At 70.2% G+C, this 13,049-nt stretch carries 11 protein-coding genes; 5 read left to right on the top strand and 6 right to left on the bottom strand.

Annotated elements, in window-relative coordinates:
- The first annotated feature begins 6 nt into the window (after window positions 1-6).
- From gap to secG, 4 genes are all read left to right on the top strand, one after another.
- Window positions 7-1,023 carry a type I glyceraldehyde-3-phosphate dehydrogenase gene (gene gap / locus OVA21_RS07130; protein ID WP_067716354.1) on the top strand — a complete coding sequence of 339 codons (1,017 nt, stop codon included), beginning with the start codon at window positions 7-9 and terminating at the stop codon, window positions 1,021-1,023.
- A 141-nt stretch (window positions 1,024-1,164) separates the two neighbouring features.
- Window positions 1,165-2,382, top strand: a complete 1,218-nt coding sequence (locus OVA21_RS07125) for a phosphoglycerate kinase (protein ID WP_096905440.1) — start codon at window positions 1,165-1,167, stop codon at window positions 2,380-2,382.
- Window positions 2,383-2,408: 26 nt separating this feature from the next.
- The gene (tpiA, locus tag OVA21_RS07120) at window positions 2,409-3,194 is read left to right on the top strand and encodes a triose-phosphate isomerase (protein ID WP_067716347.1); all 786 of its coding nucleotides are present in this window, start codon (window positions 2,409-2,411) and stop codon (window positions 3,192-3,194) included.
- A gap of 128 nt (window positions 3,195-3,322) precedes the next feature.
- The gene (gene secG, locus OVA21_RS07115) at window positions 3,323-3,556 is read left to right on the top strand and encodes a preprotein translocase subunit SecG (RefSeq protein WP_067716343.1); all 234 of its coding nucleotides are present in this window, start codon (window positions 3,323-3,325) and stop codon (window positions 3,554-3,556) included.
- Window positions 3,557-3,647: 91 nt separating this feature from the next.
- On the opposite strand, the gene pgl is transcribed toward secG, so the two are convergent.
- Genes pgl through tkt form a run of 5 tightly spaced genes read right to left on the bottom strand, consistent with a single transcriptional unit; the run spans window position 3,648 to window position 10,137 of the window.
- On the bottom strand, window positions 3,648-4,370 hold the full coding sequence (gene pgl, locus OVA21_RS07110) for a 6-phosphogluconolactonase (RefSeq protein WP_268092123.1): 723 nt from the start codon (window positions 4,368-4,370) through the stop codon (window positions 3,648-3,650).
- 58 nt (window positions 4,371-4,428) lie between these two features.
- Window positions 4,429-5,361, bottom strand: coding sequence for a glucose-6-phosphate dehydrogenase assembly protein OpcA (locus tag OVA21_RS07105; RefSeq protein WP_096905442.1), 933 nt, complete (start codon window positions 5,359-5,361; stop codon window positions 4,429-4,431).
- The gene (gene zwf, locus OVA21_RS07100; protein ID WP_442778948.1) at window positions 5,346-6,923 is read right to left on the bottom strand and encodes a glucose-6-phosphate dehydrogenase; all 1,578 of its coding nucleotides are present in this window, start codon (window positions 6,921-6,923) and stop codon (window positions 5,346-5,348) included. The genes OVA21_RS07105 and zwf overlap by 16 nt, the downstream gene beginning before the upstream one ends.
- Window positions 6,923-8,029, bottom strand: coding sequence for a transaldolase (gene tal / locus OVA21_RS07095; RefSeq protein WP_096905444.1), 1,107 nt, complete (start codon window positions 8,027-8,029; stop codon window positions 6,923-6,925). Before tal ends, zwf begins: the two co-directional genes overlap by 1 nt.
- Window positions 8,026-10,137 (bottom strand): transketolase, encoded by a 2,112-nt coding sequence (gene tkt / locus OVA21_RS07090; protein WP_096905445.1) that lies wholly within the window; start codon window positions 10,135-10,137, stop codon window positions 8,026-8,028. Before tkt ends, tal begins: the two co-directional genes overlap by 4 nt.
- Before the next feature lie 176 nt (window positions 10,138-10,313).
- Here tkt and OVA21_RS07085 point away from each other — a divergent pair, with 176 nt between their 5' ends.
- Window positions 10,314-11,330 (top strand): heme o synthase, encoded by a 1,017-nt coding sequence (locus tag OVA21_RS07085; RefSeq protein WP_256385623.1) that lies wholly within the window; start codon window positions 10,314-10,316, stop codon window positions 11,328-11,330.
- Between the two features lie 42 nt (window positions 11,331-11,372).
- Here the strand turns inward: OVA21_RS07085 and OVA21_RS07080 are convergent, their stop codons facing one another.
- Window positions 11,373-12,341 carry a quinone oxidoreductase family protein gene (locus OVA21_RS07080; RefSeq protein WP_096905447.1) on the bottom strand — a complete coding sequence of 323 codons (969 nt, stop codon included), beginning with the start codon at window positions 12,339-12,341 and terminating at the stop codon, window positions 11,373-11,375.
- Window positions 12,342-13,049 lie beyond the last annotated feature (708 nt).

Genomic DNA, 13,049 nt, shown 5'->3' with positions numbered 1-13,049 from the left:
CAACACGTGACCGTGCGCGTAGGCATCAACGGATTCGGACGTATCGGCCGCAACTTCTACCGCGCGGTGGAGGCTCTCAAGGCCGAGGGCAAGACGGACATCGAGATCGTGGCCGTCAACGACCTGACCACGAACGACATGCTCGCTCACCTGCTCAAGTACGACTCCATCCTGGGTCGCCTGGGCAAGGAGGTCACGTTCGACGACTCGTCGATCACGGTCGGTGGCACCAAGATCGGCGCCCTCGCGGTCAAGGAGGGCCCCGCGTCCGTGCCGTGGGGTGACTACGGCGTCGACGTCGTCGTCGAGTCCACCGGCATCTTCACCGACGCCGAGAAGGCCAAGGGCCACCTCGAGGGTGGTGCCAAGAAGGTCATCATCTCGGCGCCGGCCAAGAACGAGGACATCACCATCGTCATGGGGGTCAACGACCACGAGTACGACGGCTCGCAGACGATCATCTCCAACGCCTCCTGCACCACCAACTGCCTCGCGCCGGTCGCCAAGGTCCTCTCCGACGAGTTCGGGATCGTCAAGGGCCTCATGACCACGATCCACGCCTACACGCAGGACCAGAACCTCCAGGACGCGCCCCACAGCGACATGCGCCGCGCCCGCGCCGCCGGCATCAACATGGTGCCCACCTCCACCGGTGCGGCCAAGGCCGTCGCGCTGGTCCTGCCCGAGCTCAAGGGCAAGTTCGACGGCTACGCCGTGCGCGTCCCGCTGCCCACCGGCTCGCTCACCGACCTCACGGTCGAGCTGGAGAAGAAGGCCTCGGTCGACGAGGTCAACGCCGCGGTCAAGGCCGCCGCCGAGGGCGCGATGAAGGGCATCCTCAAGTACACCGAGGATCCCATCGTCTCCTCCGACATCGTCGGTGACCCGCACTCGTCCATCTTCGACGCGCCGCTGACCAAGGCGATCGACGGCCAGATCAAGATCGCCTCCTGGTACGACAACGAGTGGGGCTACTCCAACCGCCTCGCCGACATCATCGGCTTGGTCGGCAAGTCGCTCTAAGACCCCTCGGGACTGACATCCCCCGTACGACGATCCGGGCCCGGTCCGGGAACGCCCACAGCGTCCCGGCCGGGCCCGGAGCACATGGACCGGCAGCACCACCCACCATCACCACCGTTCTTCCGACAGGAGTCCCACCACATGGCCGTGAGCACGCTCAACGACCTGCTCGATGCCGGCGTAGAGGGTCGCAAGATCCTCGTCCGCTGCGACCTCAACGTCCCGCTCGACGGCTCGACCATCACCGATGCGGGCCGGATCACCGCCTCGCTGCCCACGCTCAACGCTCTGCTCGACGCCGGTGCGGCGCTGGTGATCACCGCGCATCTCGGCCGCCCGAAGGGTGAGCCCGACCCCGAGTTCTCCCTCGCCCCCGTGGCGGAGAAGCTGGGTGACGAGCTCGGGCGCTACGTCCAGCTCGCCGGTGACGTGGTGGGATCGGACGCCCGCGAGCGAGCCAACGGCCTGACCGACGGGGACGTGCTCCTGGTGGAGAACGTGCGGTTCGACCCGCGCGAGACGAGCAAGGACGAGGCGCAGCGGGCCGAGTTCGCGGCCGAGCTGGCGAGCCTGGTGGGCGAGGACGGGGCGTTCGTCTCCAACGGTTTCGGGGTGGTCCACCGCGCGCAGGCGTCGGTGTACGACGTCGCCAAGGTCCTCCCGGCCTACGCCGGCGACCTCGTCCAGAGCGAGGTCGAGGTCCTCGCGAACCTCAGCGGCGACCCGGAGCACCCCTACGCGGTCGTGTTGGGCGGCTCCAAGGTGTCCGACAAGCTCGCCGTGATCGAGGCCCTGGCGCCCAAGGTCGACACCCTGGTCATCGGCGGCGGCATGTGCTTCACCTTCCTCGCCGCACAGGGCCATGAGGTCGGCTCCTCACTGCTGCAGGAGGAGATGATCGACACCTGCAAGGACCTGCTCGCCAAGTTCGGCGACGTGATCAGCCTGCCCGTGGACGTGGTCGCCGCCGACGGGTTCGCCGCCGACGCCGCGCACTCCACGGTCTCCGCCGAGGCCATCCCGGAGGGGAAGATGGGCCTGGACATCGGCCCCGAGTCGGTGAAGGCGTTCAGCGAGAAGCTCTCCGCCGCCAAGACCGTCTTCTGGAACGGCCCCATGGGCGTGTTCGAGTTCGCGGCGTTCTCCGCCGGGACGCGCGGTGTCGCCGAGGCCATCATCACCGCGACGAAGAACGGCGCGTTCTCGGTGGTCGGCGGCGGCGACTCCGCCGCGGCCGTCCGCACCCTGGGTCTCGGGGAGGAGAACTTCTCCCACATCTCCACCGGGGGTGGCGCCTCGCTGGAGTACCTGGAGGGCAAGGAGCTGCCCGGCGTCACCGCCCTCGAGCGCAGCAACTGAAGACCGACGAGACCACAGGAGAGAACATGGCACGCACCCCGCTCATCGCCGGCAACTGGAAGATGAACCTCAACCACCTCGAGGCCATCGCGCTCGTCCAGAAGGTCGCCTTCGCACTCCCGGACAAGTACCTGGAGAAGGTGGACGTGGCGTTCATCCCCCCGTTCACGGACATCCGTGGCGTCCAGATCGTCATCGAGGGCGACAAGCTGGGCTTCGCCTACGGCGCGCAGGACGTCTCGGTCCACGAGTCCGGTGCCTACACCGGCGAGATCTCGGCGGGGATGCTCGCCAAGCTCGGCTGCACCTATGTCGTCGTGGGCCATTCCGAGCGCCGTGACTACCACGCGGAGTCCGACGAACTCGTCGCGGCCAAGGCCGCCGCCTGCCACCGGCACGGGTTGACGCCGATCGTGTGTGTCGGCGAGAAGCTCGAGGTGCGGGAGGCAGGGGACCACGTCGACTTCGTCGTGAACCAGCTCTCCGAATCGCTCGCGGGACTGTCCACGGACCAGCTGGCCTCCACCGTGATCGCCTACGAGCCCGTGTGGGCGATCGGGACCGGCAAGACCGCGTCCGCCGCCGATGCCCAGGAGGTCTGCGCCGCCATCCGTTCCACGTTGGCCGATCTGGCCGATGACGCGACGGCCGAGCAGATGCGGGTCCTGTACGGCGGCAGCGTCAACGCCTCCACGATCGGCGAGCTGCTCGACCAGCCCGATGTCGACGGTGGTCTGGTCGGAGGCGCGTCGCTCAAGCCGGACGAGTTCGCCCAGCTGTCGGCGATCGCCGCCGGTGGCCCGTTGCCCTGACACCGCCCACTCCGGCGCGCCCGGCCCTGCGGGGTCGGGGCGTGCCGGGATTCGCCGCGGACACCCGACCGGGTAGTCTGTAGCGGTCGCACCCGACCGCCCGACCCGACGTGAGGCACGATCCCTACATGAAGCTCGCCCTGGACATCTTCCTCATCACCACCAGCCTCCTGCTGATGCTGTTCATCCTGCTGCACCGCGGCAAGGGAGGCGGCCTGTCGTCGCTGTTCGGTGGCGGTGTCCAGTCCAGCCTCTCCGGGTCCAGCGTGGTCGAGCGGAACCTCGACCGGGTCACCGTGGTCGTCGCGATCCTCTGGGTCATCGCCATCGTGGCGGTCGGCCTCATGGTCAGGTTCGGCTGACCGACCGGTCCCCGGCGCGGCCCCACCGGCCGGGCCGACGACGGGGCGCGTCTCTTCCACCGGGTGGATGAGACGCGCCCCGTTCCTGTTCTCAGAGCACCATCGAGGCGGCCGGTCCGTCCAGGTGATACGTGGTCGACTCGGTGCCCACGGCACCGGCGACGGGCCAGTCCGCGGGGTCCGCCCCGCCCAGGCCCCTGGCCACCGCCTCCGCCTTCCCGTCCCCGGCGGCCACGACGAGCACGTGCCTCGACCTGCGCACCGCCGGGAGGGTGAAGGTCAGTCGCTCCGGTGGCGGCTTGGGGCAGTCACGCACGCCCACCGCGAGCCGCTCGGTCTCGGCGACCGCCGGCGTGTGCGGGAAGATCGAGTTCATGTGCCCCTCGGGTCCCATCCCCAGGAGGGTGACGTCGAACAGCGGCTCGTCGCCCCCGGGGAGGTCCACCGCGGCGAGGAACGCCTCGGCCGCGGCGTCGACGTCCTCGAACTCCGGTCCGCGGGCCGGCCAGCGGTGAACGGTGGCGCGGTCGCCCACGGTGCCGAGCAGGACGTCGTCGAGCTGCCCGTCGTTGCGCTCGGGGTCGTCTGCCGGGACGAAGCGTTCGTCCCCCAGGTAGAAGGTCACGCGTGACCAGTCGACATCGGCCCCGGCGAGTGCGGCGGCGGTCTTCACCCCCACCGAGCCGCCCGTCAGGGACAGCGTCGCGGTCCCGGCGGTGGCGATCCGTTCATTGAGGTGCCCGACGACGGCGAGGGCTGCCGCTTCGGCGAGGGTGTCCGCATCCGGGTGTACGAGATGGCGTGTGACTGACATCGGCGCTCCTGTGGTGGTGGTCCGGTGGGGAAGTGACGTCGAGGTCCGGGTCCCCTGCTCAGCGAACCGAGGCAGAGGTGTAGATGACACGGTCATGATTGGCCAACGCATCGGCGTACACGCCGTCGGTGTCCATCCGCCGTAGCTCCTCCGAGAGACAGTCGGCGACGCTGCGGCCGACGAGCGCCACCCGTGTGGGCGCCTGACCCGTGATGCGGAGCTCGGCGGAGGTCGCGCTGATCTGCTCGAGGACGATGGAGCCCGAGGCCCGCTCCAGGACGACCATCCTCGGGCCGACGGCCCGCAGGACGTCGATCCCGAGCCGGGACGCCAGCCATCCACCGGCCAGGTCCACCGACGCCGCCCGCTCCGGGCCGCACACCGTCGCCCCGGTGATGCGCTCGAAGGGCGGACGGTCCAGGGTCGCCGCGAGCAGGGAACGCCAGTGGGTGATGCGCGCCCACGCCAGATCGGTGTCGCCCGGGGAGTAACCGGCCGCCCGTTTCGCCAGCGCATCGGTGGGATGCCCCTCCGCGTCGGAGTCGACGATCCGGCGCTTCGCGAGCCTGCCCACCCTGTCCTCGGACAACAACGTGGGGGAGTGGCGGGGCCACCACACGGCGAGCGGGGTGTCCGGCAGCAGCAACGGCGTGACGAGGGAGGCCGACTGGGAGGCCATCGCACCGGAGGTGCGCAGCACGACGACCTCCGCCGCCCCGGCGTCACCGCCGACGCGGATCTGACCGTCGAGCCTGTCGGCGTCCGCGCGAGGTCCGCGGATCACCACGATGACCCGGCACGGATGCTCCCGGCTGGCCTCGTTGGCCGCCTCGATCGCGGACTCGCTGCCCCGGACGTGATCGGTGATCACGATCAGCGTGAGCACCCGTCCGATCGTGCTCAGCCCGGCCTCCTCGCGGATCTGCACGAGCTTCTTGGCGATCCCGCGGGTGGAGGTGTCGGGTAGGTCGATGATCACGGTCGCCTCCATGCGCGGCCACTCCGGGCCAGAATCTCGTCGGCGCCCTTCGGCCCCCACGTCCCGGCCTGGTATTGCTCCGGTGTCCCGTCCGACTCCCATTCCTGCAGGACCGGGTCGAGGAGCTGCCAGCTCAGCTCGACCTCGCGGGAGACCGGGAAGAGCGAGGGCTCGCCCAGCAGGACGTCGAGGATGAGACGTTCGTAGGCCTCGGGGGAGGATTCGGTGAACGCTTCACCGTAGGCGAAGTCCATGTTGACGTCCCGGACCTCCATGGCGGTGCCGGGGACCTTGGAGCCGAAGCGCAACGTGACACCCTCGTCGGGCTGGACCCGGATGACCAGCGCGTTCTGCCCAAGCTCCTGGGTCATGGTCGCGTCGAAAGGCAGGTGCGGAGCGCGCCGGAAGACCACCGCGATCTCGGTGACCCGTCGTCCCAACCGCTTGCCGGTGCGGAGATAGAAGGGGACCCCCGCCCATCGGCGGTTGTGGACTTCGAGGGTGATCGCAGCGTAGGTCTCGGTGGCCGAGGAGGGGTCGTACCCCTCCTCGGCCTTCAGTCCCACGACCTGCTCGGACCCCTGCCAGCCACCCGCGTACTGACCACGCGCGGCCGTCTCGGCAATCGGCAGTGCCAACGAGGTCGACTCGAGGACCTTGGTCTTCTCCGACCGCAACGCGGCAGCGGAGAAATCGGTCGGTTCCTCCATCGCGACCAACGCCATCAACTGGATGAGGTGGTTCTGGATGACGTCGCGGGCCGCGCCGATGCCGTCGTAGTAGCCGGCCCGACCACCCAGTCCGATGTCCTCGGCCATGGTGATCTGGACGTGGTCCACGTGGTTGGCGTTCCACACCGGCTCGAAGAGCTGGTTGGCGAAGCGCAGCGCGAGGATGTTCTGGACGGTCTCCTTGCCCAGGTAGTGATCGATCCGGAAGACCGAGTCCTCGGGGAAGACCGCACCCACGACCGCGTTGAGTTCGCGGGCGCTCGCCAGGTCGTGCCCGAAGGGCTTCTCGATGACCACCCGGCGCCAGGACCCCTCCGGGCCGCGGGTGCACCCCGTGCGATCGAGGTGCCGGCAGACGGTCGGGAAGTCATCCGGGGGGATGGACAGGTAGAACGCGTAGTTGCCTGCGGTCCCACGTTCGGCCTCGAGTGCCCCCAGCTGGTCCGCCAGACGGTCGAAGCCCTCGTCGTCGTCGAATGTCCCGGTGACGAACCGCAGTCCGGCGGCGAGCTGCTCCCACACGTCCTCGCGGAACGGGGTCCGGCACCGTTCGCGGGCCTGCACACGGGCGAACGCGGCGAACTCGTCGTGGGTCCACCGTCGGCGGCCGAAGCCGATCAGGGAGAACCCCGGCGGGAGCAGGCCACGGTTGGCCAGGTCGTAGATCGCGGGGATGAGTTTTTTCTTGGACAGGTCGCCCGTCACACCGAAGATCACGAGACCGGACGGTCCCGCGATCCGGGGGAGCCGACGATCCCGGGGATCACGGAGCGGGTTGGCCCACCCCTCGGGGGCGCCGCCCGCGACCTCGCTGACCGAAGTCGCCCCGTCGTCCGGGCCGATCACGACCCCGTCGGGATCTCGTCGATCCGCGCCCTCACCGTGTCCACCAGGTCGTCCCAGGCGGTCACGAACTTCTGCACGCCCTGCTGCTCGAGGAGGGTGAAGACCTCGTCCAGGTCGATCCCCTCGGCGCGCAGTGCGTCGAGGGTGGCCCGGGACTCCTCGGCGGTGCCCCGGACCGTGTCGCCCTCGACGACGCCGTGGTCCGCGAACGCCTCGATGGTGCCGAACGGCATGGTGTTGACCGTCCCGTGGGTCACCAGACCGGTCACGTACAGCGTGTCGGGGTACGCCGGGTCCTTGACCCCCGTCGAGGCCCACAGGAGACGCTGGGGACGGGCTCCGCGATCGGCGAGTGCCCCGAAGCGTCCCTCGGGGTCGAACAGTTCCTCGTAGACCTCCTGGCAGAGGCGCGCGTTGGCCAGCCCGGCCTTGCCCCGCAGCTCCGACGACTCCGGGAGTCGCGAGTCGATCTCGGTGTCGAGCCGGGAGACGAACACGGACGCCACGGAGTGGATGGTGGACAGGTCGTGACCGGCGGCAGCGGCCTGCTCGAGTCCGGTCAGGTACGCCTCCGCCACCGCGCGGTACTGGTCCGCCGAGAAGATCAGCGTGACGTTGACGTCGATGCCCTTGCCGATGACATCGGTGATGGCCGGCAGCCCCGCCGACGTCGCGGGGATCTTGATCATGACGTTCGGGCGGTCCACCACCTCGGAGAGCTCCACCGCCTGCGTCACGGTCGCCGCGGTGTCGTGGGCCAGGCCGGGATCCACCTCGAGGGAGACGCGGCCGTCCACCCCGTCGGTCGCGCGGTGGACGTCGGCCAGCACGTCACACGCGTCGCGGACGTCGGACGTGGTCAGGGCCCGCACGACGGAATCCACGTCGCGGTCGGCGCGGACCGCCTCGGTGAGCGCGCTCTCGTACGCCGACGAGTCGGCCAGCGCCGACTGGAAGATGGCCGGGTTGGTCGTCACACCGACGATCGAATAGGCGGACATCCGCTTCTCGAGCTCGCCGGAGGACAGGAGCTGTCGGGACAGGTCGTCGAGCCACACGGAGACGCCGGCGGCGCTCAGGGCAGCGAGATTGGCGTTGGTCATGATGCCTCCCCGGCAGCGGCCGCGAGGGATTCGCGGGCCGCGGAGACCACCGCGTCGGCGGTGATCCCGAACTCGGTGAACAGGGTCTGGTAGGGCGCCGAGGCGCCGAAATGCTCGAGTGAGACGGCGCGGCCGGCGTCGCCGAGGAACCGGTGCCACGGCATCGCGATGCCGGCCTCGACGCTGACCCGCGCGCGGACGGAGCGGGGGAGCACCGACTCGCGGTACCCGGCGTCCTGCTGATCGAAGAACTCGACACAGGGCATCGAGACCACACGGGTCGCCACGCCCTCGGCCTCGAGGACCTCGCGGGCCTGCACGGCCAGCTGCACCTCGGACCCGGTGCCCATGAGGATCACCTCGGGGGTCCCGGTCGAGGCCTCGGCGAGGACATAGCCCCCGCGCTCGACCCCCTCGCGGGCGAGCTCCTTGGTGCCCTCGAGCACCGGGACGTCCTGACGGGTCAGGCACAGACCCTTGGGCCCGTCGAGAGCCTCGAGCATGGCGCGCCACGACGCCGCGGTCTCGTTGGCGTCGGCCGGACGCAGGATCGCCAGACCCGGGATGGCGCGCAGCGCCGCCAACTGTTCGACCGGCTGATGGGTGGGGCCGTCCTCGCCGAGCCCGATCGAGTCGTGGGTCCACACGTAGTACGCGTTGCTCCCCTGGAGCGCGGCGAGCCGGACGGCCGGACGCATGTACTCGCTGAAGATCAGGAACGTCCCGCCGTAGGGCCGGGTGGGACCGTGGAGGGCGATGCCGTTGAGGATCGCGCCCATGGCGTGCTCACGGACGCCGAAGTGCAGGTTGCGTCCGTACGGGGACGCGGTCCACGTGTCGGTCGAGATGGAGGACGGGCCGAAGGAGTCCGCGCCCTTGATGGGCGTGTTGTTGGAGCCGGCCAGGTCCGCGGAGCCGCCCCACAACTCGGGGAGGGTGGCGCCCAGGGCCTGGATGGCCTCGGCGGACGCCTTACGCGTGGCGACTCCCTTGGAATCGGCGTCCCACGTGGGGAGCCCGGCATCCCATCCGTCGGGGAGCTCGCCCGAGTACAGGCGATCGAACAGGGCCTTGCGCTCCGGGTTCGCCTCCGCCCAGGCGTGGAACATGTCGCTCCACTGCGCGTGGACGCGGGCACCTCTGTCACGGGCGGCCCGGGTGTGGGAGATCACCTCGTCCTCCACCGTGAACGGCTCGGTGCCGCCCATGCCGAGCGCCTCCTTCACGGCGTCGACCTCGTCCTGGCCGAGTGCCGCACCGTGCGAGGCCCCGGTGTTCATCATGGTCGGCGCCGGGAAGGCGATGATCGTGCGCAGGACGATCAGCGACGGCTTGTCGGTGACCGCACGCGCGTCGGCGATGGCCTCCTCGATGGCGGCCACGTCCTCACCGCCGTTCACCGTCTGGACGTGCCAGCCGTACGCCTCGTAGCGCGCCGCGACGTCCTCGTTGAGGGCGATCCGGGTGTTGTCCTCGATCGAGATCTCGTTGTCGTCGTAGATCGCGATGAGATTGCCGAGCTGCTGGGTGCCCGCGAGCGAGGAGGCCTCGGCGGTGACCCCCTCCTGCACGTCACCGTCGGAGGCGATCACGTAGATGAAGTGGTCGAACGGACTCTTGCCCGACGGCGTCTCCGGATCGAACAGTCCGCGCTCGTAGCGTGCCGCCATCGCCATGCCGACTGCGGAGGCCAGCCCCTGACCCAGCGGGCCGGTGGTGATCTCCACGCCGTCGGTGTGCCGCCACTCCGGGTGTCCGGGGGTCTTGGATCCCCAGGTCCGGAGCGCCTTGAGGTCGTCCAGCTCGAGCCCGAAGCCGGCGAGGTACAGCTGGATGTACTGGGTGAGAGAGGTGTGTCCACAGGACAGCACGAAGCGGTCCCGACCGACCCACGTCGGATCGGAGGGATCGTGCCGCATGATGCGCTGGTAGAGCGTGTAGGCGAGCGGCGCGAGGCTCATCGCGGTGCCCGGGTGGCCGCTACCGCAACGCTGCACGGCCTCGGCGGCGAGGACCCTCGCGGTGTCGACGGCGCGGGTGTCGAGTTCGGTCCAGTCGGACGGGTGGCGTGCAGTGGTGAGCTCGGTGATCTCCGACGCGCTGGTCACTTGTGGTTCTCCCGGGTCTGAGGGTGCGGCGCGGATCCGCGCGTATGTCGTGAACCACCTTAGTGGTCGCGGGCACGGCGGGGCGTGCGGTCCCCGCCCCCGCTCTTTCGCGGACCGCGCAGGGGGGACGTAGTATCGGGTCAGTAGTGCGTTGACGTCTGCTGCGAGGAGTTCCGGTGCACGATTCCACCCCGACCCGGAGTGGGGGGCCATCAGTCTCCCCTCCAGAGTCCACGGGGCGGCCGGCTCCGGCGAGCGGGCGAGCCCGCGCGGTCGACGTGGTGATGGCGTACATCGCCCTCACCAAGCCGCGCGTCATCGAGTTGCTGCTCGTCGCCGCCATCCCCGCCCTCCTCCAGGCCGACCGCGGCAACGTTCACCTCTCACTGGTTCTGCTCACCCTGGTGGGCGGTTGGCTGGGCGCGGCGAGCGCCAACTCGCTCAACATGGTCGTCGACGCCGACATCGACAAGGTCATGAAGCGAACCGAGCGTCGGCCGTTGGCGCGTCACGCGATCAGTACCCGGGCCGCACTGGTCTTCGGTCTGCTGCTCGGCGTCTCGAGCATGCTGTGGCTGGGTCTGCTGGCCGGGAGCTGGCTGGCCGCGTTCTTCATCCTGCTGACCATCTGTTTCTACGTGTTCGTCTACACGATGATCCTCAAGCGCCGCACGGCCCAGAACGTCGTGTGGGGCGGGGCCGCGGGATGCATGCCGGTCCTGGTGTCGTGGGCCGTGATCACCGATCATCTCCCCGAGGGGCAGGCGCACAACTGGTGGCAGGCGATCGTCCTGTTCCTCATCATCTTCTTCTGGACGCCACCGCACACCTGGGCGCTCGCGATGCGCTACAAGGAGGACTACGAGGCCGCCGGAGTGCCGATGCTCCCGGTCATCATGTCCGCCGAGGGGGTCACCCGGCGCATCACCATCTACACCTGGGTGACCGTCCTGTGCACGTTCGCCCTGATCCCCGCCGCCGGCTGGGTGTACGCGGCCGGCGCCCTCGGCTTCGGAGTGTGGTTCATCGTCATGGCACACCGCCTCGAGGCCGGTGTGCGGCGCGGGGTGGAGGTCAAGCCCCTCAAGTTGTTCATCCTGTCGAACAACTACCTGGCGGGGGTGTTCGTCGCACTGTCCGTCGACGCGGTCCTCGGACTCCAGACGATCGCGGAGATCTTCCCGATCGCCTGATCACCCACCCCCGCCCTCCTCAGCGGGCGGGGTCGAGGGTGCTCAGCGGGCGGGGTCGAGGACGACCGAACCCGTGGTCTGCCGGGATTGCAGCGCCCGGTGCGCTTCCGCCGCCTCCGACAATCCGAACGTCGCGCCCACCGACAACCGGAGCGAGCCGTCGACGATCCCCTCGAGGACCTCGCCGGCCCGCTCACGGAACTCCCCGGTCCCGGCGATGAAGTCACCCAGGCTCGGGCGGGTGAGGAACACCGAGCCCGCGGCGTTGAGTCGCTGTGGGTCCACCGGCGGGACCGGACCGCTCGCCGCGCCGAACAGAACCAGGGTCCCGCGGCGGGCCAGCGAGGCCAGGCTGTCGTCGAAGGTGTCCCGGCCCACGCCATCGAACACCACGGAGACACCGCCGTCGGAGAGCTCGCGGATCCTCTCCGGGGTCGCGTCGGGATAGAGCAGCACGTGGTGCGCCCCCAGCTCGCGACACAGGTCCGCCTTCTCCTCGGTCGAGGTCGTGGTGATCACCCGGTGGCCGTGGGCGACGGCCAGCTGGATGAGCAGCTGCCCGACCCCGCCCGCGCCCGCGGTGATCAGCACGGTGTCGCCGGGTAGGGCCCGGTGGGTGTCGGTGATCAGGTAGTGCGCCGTGAGCCCCTGCAACAGCATCGAGGCCGCCACCTCGTCGTCGATACCCTCCGGCACCGTCACCAGCGACTCGGCGGGCGCGACGACGTACTGGGCGTACGACCCCGGCACCTGACACCACGCCACCCGGTCGCCGACCATCAGGTCGGGCGTTCCCTCGCCGAGTTCCTCGACCACTCCCGTCCCCTCGCTGCCGGGGACGAACGGCAGATCCCGGGCGTAGGTGCCTTCGCGGAAATAGGTGTCGATGTAGTTGACCGCGATCGCGGTGGTGCGGACGAGCACGACGCCCGGTCCTGGTGAGGGGACACCCACCTCGACCGGTGTGAGCACCTCAGGTCCGCCGTGCCTGGAGATCTCTATGGCTCTCATGGCGCCCAGTATCCGGAAGTGTGTCGTCCGGCGCAGCCGGTGCCGGACTCCGGTTCGCCGGTTCGCGGGAGTCCCGGCGGAAGCGGGGCGGGGGAGGCGATAGGCTACCCCCATGAGCCTGCAGATCCTTTCCCAGTACGCCGGGGGGCCGCGAGTCCGGGCGACCGGCTGGCCCGAGATCATCACCAGTGGGTCCGGGGCGGCGGCCGCACCCGCCCGAGCCGATGCGGTCACCGACGAGGCGCCGGCGCCGTCCGCGCCTGACACGCAGGCGCAGGCGCCGGCGGGGGCTCCCGAGGCGACCGAACCCGTGCAGGAGGCGCCCGCCGCGACGCAGGAGGCGCCTGCCGAGGTGCGGCAGACCCCGGCCCCGGCGGCCGCCGGCGGCGCGGGCGGGGGATCACCCTGGGTCGGCGCGCCCCGCGCGCCCCGGGCGGAGGGGCCTCCACGTTGCACGGTTCCCGGATCACGGAGGTCGACGGTGGCGCTCCCGCGGCGCACGCATCGACGGCGCCGGCCGCGGAGGTTCCCGCTTCGCCCGAGGCCCCGTCCGAGCCCGCTGCGGAGCCGGCGCCCTCCGCCCAGGCCGATGCCACCAAGCCGAGCACGGCCGCGAAGTCGTCGGACGAGCCGGTGGCCGCTCCGGCAGGGTCCGCCCCGACAGCGTCCGCCCCGGCGACCACGTCCGGCGGGGGACTGAAGCTCGGC

It is taken from the genome of Dietzia sp. SL131, assembly GCF_026672565.1.
Taxonomy (GTDB): domain Bacteria; phylum Actinomycetota; class Actinomycetes; order Mycobacteriales; family Mycobacteriaceae; genus Dietzia; species Dietzia kunjamensis.
This window is presented reverse-complemented; position numbering and strand designations above follow the sequence as displayed.

Excerpts from the sequence above, each read along its gene's own strand:
- OVA21_RS07125 (WP_096905440.1), top strand. The coding sequence starts at position 1,165 with ATGGCCGTGAGCACGCTCAACGACCTGCTCGATGCCGGCGTAGAGGGT.
- tpiA (WP_067716347.1), top strand. The coding sequence starts at position 2,409 with ATGGCACGCACCCCGCTCATCGCCGGCAACTGGAAGATGAACCTCAAC.
- secG (WP_067716343.1), top strand. The coding sequence starts at position 3,323 with ATGAAGCTCGCCCTGGACATCTTCCTCATCACCACCAGCCTCCTGCTG.
- pgl (WP_268092123.1), bottom strand. The coding sequence starts at position 4,370 with ATGTCAGTCACACGCCATCTCGTACACCCGGATGCGGACACCCTCGCC.
- OVA21_RS07105 (WP_096905442.1), bottom strand. The coding sequence starts at position 5,361 with ATGGAGGCGACCGTGATCATCGACCTACCCGACACCTCCACCCGCGGG.
- tal (WP_096905444.1), bottom strand. The coding sequence starts at position 8,029 with ATGACCAACGCCAATCTCGCTGCCCTGAGCGCCGCCGGCGTCTCCGTG.
- OVA21_RS07080 (WP_096905447.1), bottom strand. The coding sequence starts at position 12,341 with ATGAGAGCCATAGAGATCTCCAGGCACGGCGGACCTGAGGTGCTCACA.